Origin of the sequence: Glutamicibacter sp. NPDC087673 (genome assembly GCF_044743255.1) — a bacterium.
GTDB lineage: Bacteria > Actinomycetota > Actinomycetes > Actinomycetales > Micrococcaceae > Glutamicibacter.
The window spans coordinates 109,581-126,447 of the sequence record NZ_JBIUWB010000003.1 but is presented as its reverse complement, the minus strand read 5'-3'; the positions used below and the strand labels follow the sequence as shown (position 1 = coordinate 126,447).

Here is a 16,867-nt window from a genome sequence, read left to right as displayed (position 1 = left end):
AGTGAGGGCATTTTCTAGTGCTGCACGTTGGCCACCAGTGCAACAAACTGCAGGGATCGCTATCAGAAAGCACGGATAAGCTAACGGCCCAGGCTGCACGATCAGAAGAAGACATAGAAGCAGAATAGCCGTTTAGCTAAAACGGATGTTGAACCGTTCAGAGACATTCAGCAGATCCCGATCGTCTGCGCGTATCTTCCGGCCCTCGCTTGCGAAGACCAGTTCGTTGTCGAGCCCGTCATCGGTACGCCTCATCCAAAACGCCCAACAAGTACCGACGCCGTGGCGGGAAGTGAAGCGGATCCCGTCCGCGAAGCTACCATCGCGGAGCCGCAAGTTACGCAATCTCGTGGAAATCAAGGTGGTGAGTTTGCGATCTGCTCCGAGCAGGTGAGATAGGTCAACGGCGTTCACACCACAGGTATTGGCTATTTCGGAGCCTAAGGTCCGGTCGATATAGGCCAGCGAATGCGCTGTGTTCAGGTCGAACCACAGCAGGTCGGTCTTGCTCGTCAGTTCGTAGAGCCGGCGGCCTTCGCGCCAATTTCTAGGAAACGTTCCGGGTTCATCGTGCCCCAGCGCTTTCTGCTCCTCGATGTGTAGAGCGTGGGCCTCTGCCTGTGTGATGTTGAACAGTTCTGCCATGAAGTCGATGGCAGTCCGGGACTTACGGTCCAGCCGGTAACCGTCAAGGCATTCAGTAAAGGCGCCCTGGCGCGTGGACGCCGCGTACAGAGTGCGGCCGGTTGTGTCATACCTGTTCCATACTCCGACATCATCAGGGAAGAAGTAACCCCGCTTCGGGGGATTAATCGCACCGTAGCTTTCAGCTGCGATGCGGAAGCCGGCCAGGGGTTCGCGCACAATGCTCGGCTGACCGTCCACTTCTTCCGATGTGCCGTTCATTATCCGTTGTACCCACCTGAGGACATGGCCTCGGCTGCATCGATCACAGCCTTGAACCGATCCTGGTAAATGGCTTCGACGGGTGAAATCTCGTCGAGCCAGGGATTAGCGCCGAGGAACCATTGGCGAGCTACCTGTTCTCCATCAACATCCGAGACCATCATCCACGCACGGTGAGCTAGCAGAATACGAGCTTGGGACGCATCCGAGGGGACCGTTCCGTTCTCCTTTTGCCAGCGGTAGCTTGCTTTAGGGTCCTTCGCGCCCGCTATCGCGGATACCATTGCGGCTCCGAGGGATGCGTTCAATCTCCGCACAATCTCACGGAAATCCATGCGAGACGTTTCCGCGTGAGCCGTTCCAATCGTCGTTGTGATTCCCACCTGCAGGCCCCTTGCCTTTCTCGCCGAGATTCCCTGATACCACGACCTTACCACCGATTTACCACTAAAATAAGCATGATTCTCCTGCATCAAAGGGACTAAGACGCAACATGAGCGCCGGTGCTGCTGCATTGGCAACCGGCACTCCGACCCCGAAGCCCGCTGCGAGAGCCCGCCACCAGCAGCGTCTTCGCCAGCGGCTGCAACCGGATCGAGCATCCAGGGCGCATTCCGGACATGGCTTCGGCAGGCGCCCTGGATTTTTCTCTTCCCTCGAAACGTCCGCCAGCCCATCACCGCTCCCCTTCCTCGCGTCAAGCCGCCAGGGTTCGCCGCGGGTTTATTTCCAGAGGTTTCCCGCTTAAGAAGCCAATAGTTTACATCGTGAGCTGACACTCATACTATGAGTTCTCATGCCGTGGCTTATGTCACACTGCTCCCCGATTCCTCTAGAACGGATCCAACATGTCCGATATCGCGATTCTGATAAATACCGCGGTGGCCGTGCTTGCCGCCGTGGTGCTTATCGTGAGATTCAAGGTCAACCCAGTCATCGCCTTGGTCATTGGCTCGCTCTACCTGGGCCTATCCACCGGCTTGGGAGTCACCAAGACCATCGAGACCATCACCCAGGGTTTCGGCGACATCATGGTGGAAGTCGGACTACTGGTGGCTTTCGGCGTGCTGATGGGTTCCATCCTCAATGAGACCGGCGCCATCCGCCGCCTGGTCGAGCACCTGCTGAACACTTTCGGCCCCAAACGGCTGCCCTACACCATGGCGTTGGCTGTCAGCACCGCGCTGCAGACCATTTTCCTCGATGTGCTACTGGTCATCGCGGCCCCCTTGGCCCGGCGCATGGCGCCGAAAATCGGCAAGCACGGAACCGCGCGCATTGCCACGGCCATGGCCATCGCCGGCGAGGTCGGCATCGTCCTCATGGTCCCTGGCGTCGGCGCCGTCGCCTTGGCCGGCATGCTTGAAGTTCCCCTGGGCAAGATGCTGATCTTCGGCCTGCTGGTCGTCGTGCCCACGGTCTTGATTTCCGTCGCCATCATGTCCTTCTTCTTCGACCGGGGCTTCTGGAAAGCCGAGAGCGATGAGCAGCTGCTGGCGCAAGACGAGCCGACACCGGGAACCCGCAAGCTGGAGCGCGGCGAAGGAACCGGCCAGGATGCGGCACGCACCGGTAACGCCGGAACGGCCGCCGCGGCCACCGCGGTGCAGACCGGGCAGCGCCGCGAGGCGCCCCTGTCCCTGCTCTTCCTGCCGCTGCTCGCATCCTTGCTGCTCATCGCCAGCGGCGCGCTGGCCGAAATCCTCGGCTATGAGGCCAGCTGGATCCAGCTGGTTGGCAATCCGGTAGTTGCCCTGCTCATCGGCCTGGTCGGAACGATCGCCGTGGCACGCTACACCATCGGCCAGAAGGCGATTGACCGCGGCGTGGCCAGCGGGTTCAGGGAAAGCGGGCAGATCCTGCTGCTGACCGGTGTCGGCGGCTCCTTGGCAGCCACGGTTTCCACGGCTGGATTGGGCGACATCATGGGCCAGTTCTTCTCGGCCAGCACCGTTGCACCACTGGTAGTGGTCTGGGGCATCGCGGCCCTGCTTCACATTGCCGTTGGCTCGGTAACCCTTTCCGGGATTACTGCCGCAAGCCTCTTGGCACCGATCGCCCCGAGCCTGGGCATCGACCCGGTGCTCATCGCGTTGGCGGCAGGTTCCGGAGCGCTGTTCATGGTCCACGTCACCTCGAACACCTTCTGGCTCCTGCAGTCGTTGTTCGGGCAGACCGTGCGCGGTGCGCTGAAGACCGTCAGCGTAGGCGTCTCGGTCGCATCCATCGTGGCCCTTGCAATGGTCATGATCCTCAACATCTTCATTTAGCGCGACAGCAAAGGAACGGCAGAACATGTCAGAGCACATCGCCCCATTGAAGGGTGTCCGCGTTCTCGAATTGGGCAACTACATTGCCGCCCCCACTGCAGGCCGGCTCCTGGCGGACTTCGGCGCCGAAGTCATCAAGGTGGAACGCCCGGGAACCGGGGACGAGCTGCGAAATTGGCGGCTCAAGAAGGGCAGCGTCTCGATGCTGTACCGGACGATCAACCGCAACAAGAAGTCCATCGTCCTGGACCTGCGCAGCGACGCCGGCCGGGAGGCCGTGCTGGAACTGGCCAAGCACTGCGATGTGCTGCTGGAAAACTTCCGTCCGGGCACCTTGGAGAAGTGGGGCCTGGGTCCAGAGGAACTCAGCGCCGTGAATCCGGACCTGGTGATCACCCGCATCTCGGCCTTCGGCCAGACCGGGCCGCTCTCCGAGCGCCCGGGCTTTGCCGCCGTGGCCGAAGCCTTCAGCGGCTTCCGCAATCTGGTGGGCGATCCAGATCGCGCGCCGGTTCGTGTCGGCGTATCGATTGGCGATTCCATTGCCGGACTGTACGCCGCGTTCGGCGCGGTGATGGCGCTCTACCAGCGGGAGATGGCGCGCGGGGAAAAGGCCTCCCTCGGGTTGGACCATCGCGTGATCGATGTGGCGCTGCACGAGGCGATGTTCTCCATGATGGAATCTTTGCTCCCTGACCACGGCGCCTACGGCGAAACCCGGACCCGCACCGGTGGACGCATGGAAGGCATTGCGCCATCCAATGCCTATGTCTGCGCCGATGGGGCCAGCATTGTCGTCGCCGGAAACGGTGACGGAATCTACCGCCGCTACATGGAAGCCATCGGCAGGCCGGAGCTCGGGGCCGATCCGCGGCTGCAGGGCAATGCCCAGCGTTGGGAGGCAAGGGAAATGCTGGATGCCGCCATTGGCCAGTGGGCCGCAAGCGTGGATTCGAGCACGGCCCTGGCCATCCTCGACGCGGCAGGAGTTCCTGCCGGCCCGATCTACACCGCAAAGGACATTGCCAACGAGCCGCAATACATCTGCCGGAACATGATCCAGCATCTGGATGTCTCCACCGGCGAGGAAACCTTGCACGGTGTCGGCTTCCCCGGCATCGTCCCGGTCATGGGAGGCACCTCGCTGCCCATCCGGAATCTCGGCCCCGACCTCGGGGAGCATACCGAACAGGTACTGGGCGGATTGCTGGGAATGACCGATGCGCAAATCGCGCAAGCCTCGGCTGGCGAAAGGAATATCGCGTGAGCTACTCATTCACCCCCGCAGCCGCGTTGCGCGACGTCACGCTGCGTGACGGGCTGCAGCTGACCGGGAAGCTGCTGAGCACCCCGGAGAAAATCAGGACCGTGCGCGAGTTGATCCGGCTCGGAGTCCAGGAAATCGAGCTCGGCTCCATGGCGCGTGCCGACCTGGTGCCGCCCATGGCCGATACCCTCGATGTTGCCCGGGGGCTGCGCCCCGACGAGCTGGAACGCTGCTGGATCTGGGTGGCGACCCCGGGGCATGTGGCCAAGGCGGCCAAGGCGGGTATCCGGAACTTCCAGTATTGCCTCTCTGTTTCCGATGCGCACAACCAGGCGAATATCGGGCGCAGCACGGAAGCAAGCCTTGCCGCCCTGCCAGAAGCCGTGCGCTATGCCCAGGAAGCCGGCGGGCGCATCCAGCTGTGCCTGGCCACCTCGTTCACCTGCCCTTTCGAGGGGCAGGTCCCCGCCGAGCGCGTGCTGGAGATCGCCAATGATCCACGGGCCGAGGGCACCTGCGACATCGTCATCTGCGACACCCTGGGCCAAGCAGTTCCGGCACAGGTCGCCTCGCTCATCTCCAGGGTCCGCGGCGAAACCCCGCAACGGCGCATCGTGTTCCACGGCCACGATACCTGGGGGCTGGGTGTTGCCAATACGCTGGCAGCCATTTCGGCAGGAGCCACCCTGGTTGATGGAGCGCTCGGCGGCCTGGGAGGCTGTCCCTTCGCCCCCGGGGCCAGCGGGAACACTTCCAGCGAGGACATCCTGTTCGCCACCCAGCCGCCATGGCTCACGCCGCAGCGCTTTGCCGGGCTCGTCGGGCTCTCCGAATCCTTGCTGCAGGAGCTGGGCGAGCCGAACCGTTCCAAGTCGGCCCAGGGGGCGCGTTCCAAGGCAGAAGCCTTTGCCTGGGTGATCCCCTCCGATGCCACCCCGGATTGCGGCACCAGCCTCTAGTGCCGCTATTGCCTGGTGCCGCCGCAGCCCTCGGACCGGGCGGGCGGCGCTAGGCGGAAGGCCGGTGGGTTTCGCCCGGGAAGCGTCCGCCGATCAGCCGGGTCATCCGTTCAGCAGTGTCCAGCAACGGCTCGATCCAGCTCTGGCAGGTCTCCCGCGGCATGCGCAGGGTGGGTCCGCTGATGGTCACCGCCGCCACCAGGCCCGCCGCGGAATCGAACACCGGTGCGGACAGTCCCGAGGCCCCGCTTTCACGCTCCCCCGTGGTGATCGCGAAGCCATCGGCGCGGGTCTGCTGAACCGCTTTTTCCAGGTTGGCCATGCCGGTAATCGTGGCATCGGTCAACGGCTGCAGCTGAGATTCCTGCAACCGCTGCATGAGCTCGGGCTTCCAGGCCAGCAGCACGCGGCCGGCAGATCCGGCATGCAATGGGGCGAGCTCACCCAGGTGCATTTCCCTGCGCAGCGCGTGGCGCGTTTCGGCAATGCCCACGCACACGCGGAATTGCTGCTCGGCACGGAAAAGGCAGGCTGTTTCCCCGGTGACGTCGCGCAGTTCGCGCAACGACGGGCTGATGACGTCCAGCACTTCCCGCCCCCGGGTCGCCGGCGCGGCCCAGTAGGCCATTTTCATCCCGATGCGGAAGCCGTCATCCTCGCGGTCCAAGAAACCCTGCCCCACCAAATTCGCGACAAGCCGCTGCACCGTGGAGGCAGGCAAATCCGTTGCTTCACGGATATCGGCCAAGTTCATCACCGGCTGGCGCAGTGAAAAGGAATCGAGGATGGAACTGATTTTTCCCAAGACCAATAGGGGGTTGTGCTTCTTGGCGGGGGTCTCTTCCTTTGGCATAGTCCAGACGCTAGACCATCGGCATCTGCGAGTCCAGTTGCCTGCCCGGCACTGCTCGCAGGCGCCTTGGCCAGCCTGCCACCGGCAGCGTCCCCGCCAGCGGGTTCAGCCGGATCGGTCGTTCGGTCACTATGCATGCCCGTATTGGAAGCTACTGGACAAAATTCGTGAAATTCAGCACCTGCACCGCGCATGGTGACGCAACAATTCGCCAGAACTGTGCACTGAAGTATATTGAATCCTGAAGACCGAAGAATTCTGTCGGGCGCAGGCGCCCATCACGCAAAGGACCCCCATGGGCAATACCGAGAAGTTCCGGGCAGCACGCGATCTGCTGCTGGCAGCACGCGATGACTACGACCGGGCTCGGGCAGAGTTCACGTGGCCGGAATTCACCGATTTCAACTTCGCCTACGACTGGTTCGACGAGGTAGCCAAGGACCCGGCGCGAGCCAATGAGCCGGCACTGATCCTGACCGAACCCGATGGCAGCTCGGCACGCTACAGCTGGGCCGAACTTTCACGCCGCTCCACCCAGGTGGCCCGCTGGCTTGCCGACGAAGGCCTGCAGCGCGGCGATACCATCATCGTCATGCTGGGCAACGAGGTGGCCCTCTGGGAAGTGATGCTCGCCGGCATGAAGCTCGGCGCAGTCATCATCCCGACCACCACGCAGCTGGTCAGCGCGGACCTCGCCGACCGCATCGAGCGCGGCAACGCGAACTGGGTGATCACCAGCCATGACCAGGTCGCCAAATTCGAAGCAGTCCCCGGGGACTACCGGATCGTGCAGGTCCGCGGGCAGGCCGCCGAAGGGACCTTGCACTATGCCAAGTCCCACGACGCTCCGGCCGAATTCCGCCTGGACTCCCCGACCCTGGCCGATGAGAACATGCTGCTCTACTTCACCTCGGGCACCACCTCATTGGCGAAGCTGGTCCAGCACACCCATACCTCGTACACCATCGGCCACCTGGCAACGATGTTCTGGATCGGCCTGGAACCAGGCGATGTCCATCTGAATGTGGCGTCCCCCGGGTGGGGCAAGCACGCCTGGTCGAATTTCTTCGGCCCGTGGATCGCCGAAGCGACGGTCTTCGTCTACAACTACGAGCGCTTTGATCCGCTGGCGCTGATGAACCAGATGGATACGGAGAAGGTCACCAGCTTCTGCGCACCGCCCACCGTCTGGCGCTACCTGATCCAGGCGGACTTAGGCAGCTTGCAGACTCCCCCGCGCAAGCTGGTCTCTGCCGGCGAGCCGTTGAATGCCGAGGTCATCGACCAGGTGCGCACCGCGTGGGGGCAGGTGATCCGTGATGGCTACGGGCAGACCGAAAGCACGGTGCAGATTGCCAATTCGCCGGGTACCGAGGTGAAGGTCGGCGCGATGGGCCGCCCGATGCCGGGCTATGCGGTGGAGCTGCGCAATCCGACCACCGGGCAGCTGGCCGAAATCGGGGAAATCTGCCTGCGACTGGATCCCCGGCCTGCCGGGTTGATGAAGGGCTATTTCGCCGATCCGGAGAAAACTGCCGAGGCGCTGCGTGGCGGCGTGTACCACACGGGTGATATCGCCGAACGCGATGATGAAGGCGTCTTGACCTATGTGGGGCGTGCCGACGACATCTTCAAATCCAGCGACTACAAGCTCAGCCCCTTCGAGCTGGAGTCAGTGGTCCTGGAGCATCCCGCGGTGGCCGAGGTGGCGGTGGTGCCTTCGCCGGATCCGCTGAAGCTCTCGGTGCCCAAGGCCTTTATGGTGCTGGCATCGCACGTCGAGCCCGGCGCGGAGGTCGCCAAGGACATCCTCGGCTTCTGCCGCGAGCACCTGGCTCCGTACAAGCGGATCCGGCGGCTCGAATTCACCGCGCTGCCCAAGACCATCTCGGGCAAGATCCGCCGCGTGGAGCTGCGCCTGGCCGAGGAAGAGCAGCATGCGGCCGGCACGACCCCGAGCGGCGAATACCGCGATACCGACTTCCCTGAGCTGAAGGAACGCGGCTAGGAACGAAAAGCAGAAGACAGCCCGGCGGGAAGCGGATCCAGCTTCCCGCCGGGCTGTCCTTTGCCTGCGGTGAGCGCCTAGCGCTTGTTCTTGGCCTTCAGCGCATCGACGATGCCCTTGCCCAGATAGAAGGCGCCATCGGCGTACCAGGCCAGCATCAGCAGCTGGCGCGCCGGCTTGGGGAACCAGGCGAACTTGCCGCTCTTGGCCAGGACCAGGTGCGCTGCCGCGCCGGAGGCCAGTACGGCGGCACCCGAACCCATCAGCGCTTTCGGATTCCAGTTGTGCCGGTACAGCAGCCGTTCCAGGCCCGTGGCCTCGCGCTCCTGCTCAGCCAATGCGGACTTCAAGGTCTTGAACGGGCCGCCGGTGGTGATCACCCTTCGGTCTTCGGGCAGCGGACGGCCGGTGAGGTAATCGATGCTGCGCGTATCGAAGCCGAAGAGCGAGACCAGGCGCTTCATATCCTTCAGGTCCCCGCTGCTGCACAGCAGCTGCTGGGCCTCGGAGCGGTCGGCCGGATCCGAAATCAGCTGCTCGATGATCTGCATTTCTTCTTCGTCCCAGCCAAAGAGCAAGCTGTTGAGCTCATCCAGGCGCACCGCTGCCGGCGAACCGGCTTCCGGTTCCAGGATTGCCGTGCGTTCCAGGTCCACCACCATGGACACCGACGAACCGAACATGGTCCGGCGCGAGCCCTTGGCCTCGATGGTTGCGGTAATGACATTGCCGGTACGGTCCAAGCACAGGTACGGGCGGTTCGAGCGCGAGATGCTCGGGGCATAGACCGGTTCCTTGGGCATGGCCATCAGCCCGGATGCATTCTCCCAAACGGTGATCTCGTTCTCGGCAAAGCCTGCTGCCAGCACCAGTTCGGAACCCTTGAGCTTCGGCCCGTGCAGCAGCTCGTTGGTGCCGCCGTACTCGCCGAGCTGCTCGTCATCCGGGTTGGGGCCGTCAATCTCGTCCCCGTCAACCAGCACGTAGCTGGCACCGGTGGAGTTCTTCAGCTCGTGGACCAATTTGGTCACGCGCGAGCCTTCGCGCAGCTTGCCCTTGGCATCGATGCGGTAGAGCACCGCATCGCGGGCTTCGCTCACCGTGGCCACCTCGGCGGCTACTTCAGTGGAGTTCTCGCGCTCAACAGCTCCGCCAATGAAACCCAGCAGGCGGCGATCGGCCAGCGCGGTGCGTACCAGTTGTGCAGATTCAGGCTTGTCGCCCATGAAAATGAACTCTAGGTTGAGGTAGTTGAACCCGGTTGAATCCACGAAAAGTAACCCCTTTGGTTAATTGGATATGGCGATAAGTCAATCATAGGCGGTAACCCGTGCCGTCCTGGCAGGCAGCGCCCGGGTGGTTGCCTGGCGCTAGCGCCGGCGCCGGGCGCGGAACCAGCGGACCGCGCCGAGGACGGTATTCCCGGTGGCATCAACAGAGCCGAGCACCAGCAGCAGCACGATTACCCAGGGTGGCGCCCAGGGCTGCTGCCAATGGGTGCCCGCAAGCACCAGCGAGAACACCAGGGCCTCGATGAGCCCCAGCGCCAGCTGCGCGGCGGGTTTCCACGACAACGTGTTGTACCATCGCCGCCGGGCACCGGAGGTGCGGGATTCGGCGATCAGTGCACGGCCCACTGCCCGGGCCATTGACACCGGTTCGATCCATCGCACGCCCTCGGGAAGATCGGCGTCGTCCAGATAGCGGGCCAGGACCGGTGGATGCCCGAAGGTCTCCAGCACCAGCTGGGCCGACTGCAGGCTGCCGGTGCCCACCAGCGCCTGCTTGAGCCGCTCGATGTGCTCGGCACCGACCGCAAGCCCGGCCAGCTCGTCGAGCTCCTGGCTATCGACGCTGTCCTGGTTGGCGAGCAGCCAGTCCAGTTCGCGCCGGGCGGGTGTTGAGGCCTGAGGCCAGAAGGCGGGGCTGGCCGCGACCGGCCAGATGTGCACCCAGGCCGGGTGCCCGCCGAGCTTGGCCGGCTGCTTCTCGAACCAGAAGCTCGCGGTGAAGCGCGCGCCGGTGCGGCTGAGCATGATCGCCGGATGCTGGCTGGCAGCCAGCACGCCGCCCACCAGGAAGCCTTCGTGCACGGCCACGGCTGCGCCGGCGGATTCCGGCGGCAGGAGCTGCCAGCTGGTTTTGCTCGCAGCGGCCCACACCCCCATGTCCGGCTCGTTCAGCGCGCCGATGGCCACGGTCCGCCCCGGCGGCATGGCGTCGAGCCGCGGATCCTCGATGGGCTCCCCGGTTTGCACCTCGGCGTCGTCCTGGTCGATGTACAGCGCACCGGTGCCCAGCTTCAGCGCCAGCGCGAAGTCCTCGACCTGCTGGCCCAGCCTGATGGCGCCCGCGGCGCCATCGAGCAGCAAGAGCCCCTCGTGGTTCACCGCAAGGCTGGCCTCGATCATCGCCAGCCCGTTCCAGGGCACCGGCACGGAGACCAGCGAGATCACTTCGCGTGCGGCCAGCAGCTCGCGGACCTTGGCTTCGGCCTGCTGCGCCTGGGGTTCTTCGAAGAAAAGAGTCAGGGCGGCGACCAGCGTGTGCTCCTGGTCGCCGCCCTGCAAGGACTGGTTGCTACTTGTTGCCAAGGTACTTTTCGAAGCCCGCCGGCAGGTTCAGGCTCGAAGGATCGAAGTCCTGGTTGGCGCCCTGCCCGAAGGCGGCACCGCTCGGGGCGGCGGCCTTCTTGTTCTTGGCCTCCAGCTCGGCCTGCGCGGCCTTGGCCGGGTTGCCGAACTTCTGCTGCTTCTTGCCCTTGCCCTTGGCCTTCGCCTTGCGGGCAGCGCCCTTGCCGGCCCCCGGCATGCCCGGGACGCCGCCGCCGGCAGCCATCTTCTTCATCATCTTCTGCGCTTCGGCGAAACGCTCCAGCATCTGGTTCACCTCGGAGACCGAAACGCCCGAACCCTTGGCGATACGCGCGCGGCGCGAGCCGTTGATGATCTTCGGAGCCACGCGCTCGTGCTGGGTCATCGAACGGACGATGGCCTCAACGCGGTCGATCTGGCGTTCGTCGAACTGCTCGAGCTGCTGGCGGGAGATCTGCGCGCCGGGCATCATGCCCAGCAGCTTCTTCATCGAGCCCATCTTCTTGATCTGGGCCATCTGGGCCAGGAAGTCGTCCAGGGTGAAGTCTTCCTGGTCGGCGAATTTCTTCGCCATGCGCTCGGCTTCGGTCTTGTCCCAGTTCTTCTCGGCCTGCTCGATGAGCGTCATCACATCGCCCATGTCCAGGATGCGCGAAGCCATGCGGTCCGGATGGAAGATCTCGAAGTCGTCCAGGTTCTCGCCGGTGGAGGCGAACATGACCGGCTTGCCGGTGACCGAGGCGACCGACAGCGCGGCACCGCCGCGGGCATCGCCATCGAGCTTGGAGAGCACGACACCGGTGAAGTCGACGCCCTCGTGGAAGGCCTGGGCGGTGTTGACCGCGTCCTGGCCGATCATCGCGTCGATGACGAAGAGGACTTCATCCGGGTTGATGGCGGCGCGGATGTTCGCGGCCTGGGCCATCATCTCGGTGTCCACGCCCAAGCGGCCGGCGGTATCGACAATCACGATGTCGTGCAGCTTGGCCTTGGCCTCGGCCACGCCGTCGCGGGCTACCGCTACCGGGTCGCCGGTGGCGGTGTCGAATTCCGAGGAGACGCCCGGGTGCGGTGCGTAGACCGGCACGCCGGCACGCTCGCCGTTGATCTGCAGCTGCTTGACGGCGTTGGGGCGCTGGAGGTCGCAGGCCACCAGCAACGGGGTGTGGCCCTCGGACTTCAGGTGCTTGGCCAGCTTGCCGGCCAGGGTGGTCTTGCCGGCACCCTGCAGGCCGGCGAGCATGATCACCGTCGGCGGGTTCTTGGCCAGGTTCAGGCGGCGGGTTTCCCCGCCCAGGATGCCAACGAGTTCCTCGTTGACGATCTTGACGACCTGCTGGCCCGGGTTCAGCGACTCGGAGACCTCGGCACCCAGAGCGCGTTCCTTCACCTGGGCCACGAAGCCGCGGACCACCGGTACGGCAACGTCGGCGTCAAGCAGGGCGCGGCGGATCTCGCGTGCGGTACCGTCGATATCCGCTTCAGTCAGGCGGCCCTTGCCGCGCAGGTTCTTGAAGGTTGCTGTCAGGCGATCGGAAAGTGAATTAAACACGTGCCGGGCACTTCTTTCGATAGGTCTTGTGGTGCGCATTGGAAAATCGCACAGGACTCAACTCCCAAGAATATCAATAATCGGGCGCTGGACTAACCAGCTGTGCAGCGTTTCACCAGTTGTCTCCTCCCCAGCACCACGCTGCTCCCGCCCAAAAGGACGGGAGCAGCATCAAGGGACCGGGCAGCAACGGACTACGGCTTGGCCTCGCTGGCAGGTGGTGCGGCTGCAGCCGGCGCCTGCGGGAGCTTGGCCGGGGCGCCCGCTTGGGGCTTCACCGCAGCTGTCGCCTGAGGCTTCGGCTTGGCCGGCGCCGGGGCAACTTTCTGCACAGCCGGCGCTGCAATGGCAGGCGTGGGCTTCGGCTTGGGCAGGGTTGCAACCGGCGCCTTGGCGACCTGCTTCACGGGCGCTGCAACTTTAGGCTTGGCCGGGGCCGGGGCCGGGGCCTTGGGCTTCACTGGCGGCTTGGCCTGCTTTTTGGCAGCCGGCACTGCAACCTCGGGCTTGGACTTTTCAGCCGGTACTTCCTTCGCGGCCGGCTTTTTCGCAGTTGTGGACTTGGCCGGTGGCAGGGCCTTGGCCACTGGCGGTTTCTTCTCCGGCTCTTGTGCTTGCAAGTCCACGGTTTTGGGTTGGGCTGCACCTATTTGGCGCTCGACACGAGCTGCAGGGTCGGTGGGTTCCTCGCTGGCTGGAGCATCCTTACCGCCTGGGCCCTGGTCCTCCCGGGGCTCGACGCCAGTTTCCTCGCTGGGTCCAGGCACTTGGGTTGGTTCAGAGGTTGGCGTGGAGTTGGTCGATTCCGTTGCCTCCGGAACGCTATCCGGAGCTGATGGCGACACGCTGGAAGGTAGTGCCGAAGGACTTGGCGAGGCGGTCGGCGCCGTCGACGGGCTCGGCTCAGCAACTGGTGCAGTGCTGGGCGTCGGCGCTGCGCTCGGCGCGCTCGGCTTGGCCGAAACGGGTGCTGGTGACGCTGATGCAGATGGCGTGGCCTTCGGGCTTCCGGTATTCAACTTTTGCGGCGGCTCGGGCGTCTCGCTCGGCTTGTGCGTCTTGCTCGGCTCTGGTGCCGGTTGCGCGGGACGCGGGGCCGGGCGGAGCTTGCCGGATTCCTTTTTCGGCTGGGCCTTCGGCTTGGCTGGCGCGGCTTGTTTCTTCTTGCTCGCCGCTGGCGGCTGGAGCGGATCCGCGTGGGAGTGCCTCGTGGTCTTCGGCGGCGCTGGATGCTCCGTTCGGGTCGATCCGTGATGCCTGGCCGCCCCGGCGTACTGCCCGCTTCTTCCTGTTGCCGGTTGATGGCGCATCGCACTGCCGGCATCCACTGCAAATTGCGTCGAAGCGAACAATGCCTGGCGCTGCCCTCCGCCTGAAGGAAGGTAGTTGCGCGGATTATGCCATTGGCCATTGACGATGACCTCGAAGTGCACATGGCACCCCGTGGAGTTGCCGGTGGTCCCGGCCAGGGCGATGATCTGGCCTTGGACGACAAGCTCGCCCACTCTGACGAGCAAGAGCGAGTTGTGGCTGTATCCGGTCTGCACCTCATGCCCGTGGTCAATGGTGACGCGCTGGCCCGAATGCCCGGCCCAGCCCGCGACGACCACCCGGCCCGACTCGCTAGCGCGCACGGGCGAACCGCAGGAAATTGGATAGTCCTGGCCGATATGGATTTGGCGGCCGAACCCGGTCGGGTTGAACCTCCAACCGTACGGGCTGGAAATCCGGCGGGTGGCCACTGGATGCTCCAAAAGCAGACCAGGGCTCAGCATTGCCGGACGAATGCCCTGGTCGGCAGCTAGCGGCGCGGGCTGTGCCAGCGCTCCAGGACTTGTCTTTGCTGTCATCGCCGCCCGATTGGCGGCCACGTGGGCCAGCGGGTCGGGCGCGGACCCTCCGGTCCTTCCGCCAAGTGAACTCAGTCCGAGGACTTGGATAGCGGATGTTCCGCCCAGATCCGGTGCGGTGACAGGCTCGCTCCCGAGCGCCGGCGCTGGCGCGGCGGGAAAGGCCAGTGTGCTCGATTGGGCTCTGGCTGGCACTGCACCGGCCGCCCCGGGCCAAGCCAATGCACTGCTTAAAGCGAAGGCCGCTGCAATGGCCAGCGCCCCATACGGAAGCCGCCGGCCATTCCCCAAAACGCCGCGCGGCACAGAGCTGCTTAAACCATGATGTTGTCGTTTCATAACTTGCCAGTCCCCCAAAAACTGCAACTACTCAACAGAACCTCAGAATAGCCCCGGCGCGATGATTAATCCATGGCTAGTTGAAGCCTTCTTCAGCAGCGTGAGGATTCCATGCACCACCACTTTCCCCTCCGCGCCATCGCGGCCACGCCACGCGCGTGGAAATCCAGTACCAGCTCGATGCGGTTTCGGCACCTGCGCGAGGCCTGCAGCACCCTAAAATCGGCTCGGGAATCCAGCGTCAATCCGGCGCAGCCAGCAGGCAGGCGTGCGCTAACTGGATGCAATCTGCAGCTCCCGGGGCGCATCTTCGCTGGTTGCTGGGCTGAACCATTTACAGGCCCCACATGGCACGTGGGCTGGCATGGGCCATGAAGAGGGCCTCGGCTCGCCGCGGCAGCGGGATGGCCGGCGGCCCCACGCCCGGAATTCCCCAGACCGGGCAATGTCGCTGCCGGACTCAGCCCTACTCATGTGGTGATAATGCTCTTGGGACCCCGTCGCGGCGCAACCGGTCCCACAGCGCAACACGCAGCAAAGGAGCACCGGTGGAGACCAGCACCCTGTCCAGCAGGCTGTCGCGGTGGGCGGTATTGTCCCGCGCCTGGCTGCAGGATTATCTCTATGCCGGTGCCTGGCAGCTGCGTTCGCTGCTGCCAGGTACGGAGGCCGGCCGGCTGCGCTCCGGCAGCCATCCGGCAGCCGAACCGGTGGTGCTGATTCCGGGTATCTGGGAATCCTGGAAATTCCTGCTCCCGCTGGCCGACGCGCTGCACCAGGCCGGCCACCCGGTGCACGTGATCCCGCAGCTCGGCTTCAACCGCGGCACGGTGCCGGAGATGTCCCAGGTGGTCTCCAGCTACCTGGACCGGGCGCAGCTCGACGATGCGGTGCTGGTGGCGCACAGCAAGGGCGGTCTGATCGGCAAGTACCTGATGTCCGCCTCGCCGCAGGGCTACCGGATCAATCGGATGATCGCCATTGGCACCCCCTTCTCCGGTTCGCGCTATGCACGCTATGCGCCGGTCCGCTCCCTGCGTTCCCTGTCGCCCAACGACCAGGGCCTGCTCAAGCTCTCGGCCAACCTGAGCGTGAATTCCCGGATCATCTCCATCTACAGCAGCTTCGACCCGCACATCCCCGGCGGCTGCGACCTGGCCGGAGCCACCAACATCAAGCTGCCCACGCTGGGGCATTTCCGCTTGCTGGCCGATGCGCGCCTGCACGCCGCAGTGCTCAAGCACTTGGCGCCTGGACTGCCTCCGGCCAGCTGAATTCCGGCAGGCAGCGCACCGCAATCCGTGCGTTCCGTGTGAATCGCCCGGTGCTGTTGAGCCCGCCGGGGCCCTGGCCTAGCGTGAGCGGACAAGGGCTGGATCCCCAGCCCGCAGCCCAGATGCAGACAGGAGCAGCCGATGGACCCGCAGGAATCCTCCGCGTCGCAGCCCGACGCACAGTTGGATGAAGCCCAAGACGCCAATCGCGAAGCCGCAGCCACATCCAACCCCGACCCAGAGCAGCAGCTGATTACCGGACTGGAGCCGGGCGGTTCGGTGCCGCCGGGCGAAACCCCGCCCGGTGAAGGCTCGATGAGCCAAGACCAGGGGCATGGCGAATAGCGGCCCGCAGCGTCCGATCAGCGAGGCGCGCATAGGACCCTGGCTTGAAGAGCTGGCCGAATCGGACGGGAACCCGGGCGGCGGAGCCGCGGCGGCACTGATGCTCGGTGCTGCCGCCGCGCTGATGTCCATGTCCGCCGGCTACGTCTCGGCCTCCGGACCCGCCCACGCAGAGCTCGCCGGCCTGCAGGCCCGGGCCAAGCAGCTGCGGATCGACGCGCTGGGCATGGCCGACCGGGATGCCAAGGCCTCCGCGGATTTCGGGGAAGCCTCCGCGCAACCGCCCTCGGAGCAGCGCGACCGCCAGCTCGCCGCGGCCTGCTTGCAGGCCGCGAAATCCTCGGCCGCACTCGGCGCGCTGGCCATGACCGCCGTGAATGACCTGCGCTGGCTTGACCAGCATGCGAAACCGCAATTGGTGGCCGATGTCGCCGCAGCGCTGGGCATGGTCCGCGCAGTGCTGCAGGCCGCCAGCAGCAACCTGCGCTACGACCTGTCCCAGCTGCCCTTCGGCCCGGCGCACGCGCAGCACTCCGGATTATGGGATACCGCAGCATCGCTGGAGCGGGCGATGCAGACCGCCACGCAGCTGGCCGCACGCATTGATGCACGCATCAAGCGCTGATCCTGCTGCCCGGGAGCACCCTCGA

14 protein-coding genes are annotated in these 16,867 nt (G+C 64.8%); 7 read left to right on the top strand and 7 right to left on the bottom strand.

Translation table 11 applies throughout. The features are described 5' to 3' along the window. Positions 1-132 precede the first annotated feature (132 nt). The gene (locus tag ACIOTL_RS08095; RefSeq protein WP_133833451.1) at positions 133-906 is read right to left on the bottom strand and encodes a hypothetical protein; all 774 of its coding nucleotides are present in this window, start codon (positions 904-906) and stop codon (positions 133-135) included. Next, positions 906-1,070, bottom strand: a complete 165-nt coding sequence (locus tag ACIOTL_RS08090; protein ID WP_286172108.1) for a hypothetical protein — start codon at positions 1,068-1,070, stop codon at positions 906-908. The genes ACIOTL_RS08095 and ACIOTL_RS08090 overlap by 1 nt, the downstream gene beginning before the upstream one ends. 684 nt (positions 1,071-1,754) lie before the next feature. Here ACIOTL_RS08090 and ACIOTL_RS08085 point away from each other — a divergent pair. From ACIOTL_RS08085 to ACIOTL_RS08075, 3 genes are read left to right on the top strand one after another with little or no spacing between them, the layout of a single operon-like run. After that, positions 1,755-3,176 (top strand): GntP family permease, encoded by a 1,422-nt coding sequence (locus ACIOTL_RS08085; protein WP_400342320.1) that lies wholly within the window; start codon positions 1,755-1,757, stop codon positions 3,174-3,176. A 25-nt stretch (positions 3,177-3,201) separates the two neighbouring features. Next, positions 3,202-4,443, top strand: a complete 1,242-nt coding sequence (locus tag ACIOTL_RS08080; RefSeq protein ID WP_400342319.1) for a CaiB/BaiF CoA transferase family protein — start codon at positions 3,202-3,204, stop codon at positions 4,441-4,443. Beyond that, positions 4,440-5,402, top strand: coding sequence for a hydroxymethylglutaryl-CoA lyase (locus tag ACIOTL_RS08075; protein WP_332728597.1), 963 nt, complete (start codon positions 4,440-4,442; stop codon positions 5,400-5,402). Before ACIOTL_RS08080 ends, ACIOTL_RS08075 begins: the two co-directional genes overlap by 4 nt. Positions 5,403-5,451: 49 nt before the next feature. Here ACIOTL_RS08075 and ACIOTL_RS08070 read toward each other — a convergent pair whose 3' ends face one another. Continuing rightward, positions 5,452-6,255, bottom strand: coding sequence for an IclR family transcriptional regulator (locus tag ACIOTL_RS08070; protein WP_400342318.1), 804 nt, complete (start codon positions 6,253-6,255; stop codon positions 5,452-5,454). Positions 6,256-6,550: 295 nt separating this feature from the next. On the opposite strand from ACIOTL_RS08070, the gene ACIOTL_RS08065 reads away from it, so the two are divergent. Beyond that, positions 6,551-8,263, top strand: a complete 1,713-nt coding sequence (locus ACIOTL_RS08065; protein WP_400342317.1) for an AMP-binding protein — start codon at positions 6,551-6,553, stop codon at positions 8,261-8,263. Between the two features lie 77 nt (positions 8,264-8,340). Here the strand turns inward: ACIOTL_RS08065 and ACIOTL_RS08060 are convergent, their stop codons facing one another. The 4 genes from ACIOTL_RS08060 to ACIOTL_RS08045 form a co-directional block, all read right to left on the bottom strand. Next, positions 8,341-9,534, bottom strand: a complete 1,194-nt coding sequence (locus ACIOTL_RS08060) for a hypothetical protein (protein WP_400342316.1) — start codon at positions 9,532-9,534, stop codon at positions 8,341-8,343. Between the two features lie 99 nt (positions 9,535-9,633). Then, a complete protein-coding gene (locus ACIOTL_RS08055; protein ID WP_400342315.1) occupies positions 9,634-10,857 on the bottom strand; it encodes a hypothetical protein in 1,224 nt (407 codons plus the stop codon). Further along, on the bottom strand, positions 10,844-12,409 hold the full coding sequence (gene ffh / locus ACIOTL_RS08050) for a signal recognition particle protein (RefSeq protein ID WP_133833460.1): 1,566 nt from the start codon (positions 12,407-12,409) through the stop codon (positions 10,844-10,846). Before ffh ends, ACIOTL_RS08055 begins: the two co-directional genes overlap by 14 nt. 194 nt (positions 12,410-12,603) lie before the next feature. Continuing rightward, on the bottom strand, positions 12,604-14,259 hold the full coding sequence (locus ACIOTL_RS08045; RefSeq protein WP_400342475.1) for a peptidoglycan DD-metalloendopeptidase family protein: 1,656 nt from the start codon (positions 14,257-14,259) through the stop codon (positions 12,604-12,606). Between the two features lie 887 nt (positions 14,260-15,146). On the opposite strand from ACIOTL_RS08045, the gene ACIOTL_RS08040 reads away from it, so the two are divergent. The 3 genes from ACIOTL_RS08040 to ACIOTL_RS08030 all read left to right on the top strand — a co-directional run bounded on the left by ACIOTL_RS08040 (position 15,147) and on the right by ACIOTL_RS08030 (position 16,842). Next, positions 15,147-15,872, top strand: a complete 726-nt coding sequence (locus ACIOTL_RS08040) for an alpha/beta hydrolase (protein ID WP_400342314.1) — start codon at positions 15,147-15,149, stop codon at positions 15,870-15,872. A 141-nt stretch (positions 15,873-16,013) separates the two neighbouring features. Continuing rightward, complete coding sequence (locus tag ACIOTL_RS08035) at positions 16,014-16,217, top strand: DUF6480 family protein (RefSeq protein ID WP_400342313.1); 204 nt, start codon at positions 16,014-16,016, stop codon at positions 16,215-16,217. Then, positions 16,207-16,842 (top strand): cyclodeaminase/cyclohydrolase family protein, encoded by a 636-nt coding sequence (locus ACIOTL_RS08030; protein ID WP_400342312.1) that lies wholly within the window; start codon positions 16,207-16,209, stop codon positions 16,840-16,842. The genes ACIOTL_RS08035 and ACIOTL_RS08030 overlap by 11 nt, the downstream gene beginning before the upstream one ends. Positions 16,843-16,867 lie beyond the last annotated feature (25 nt).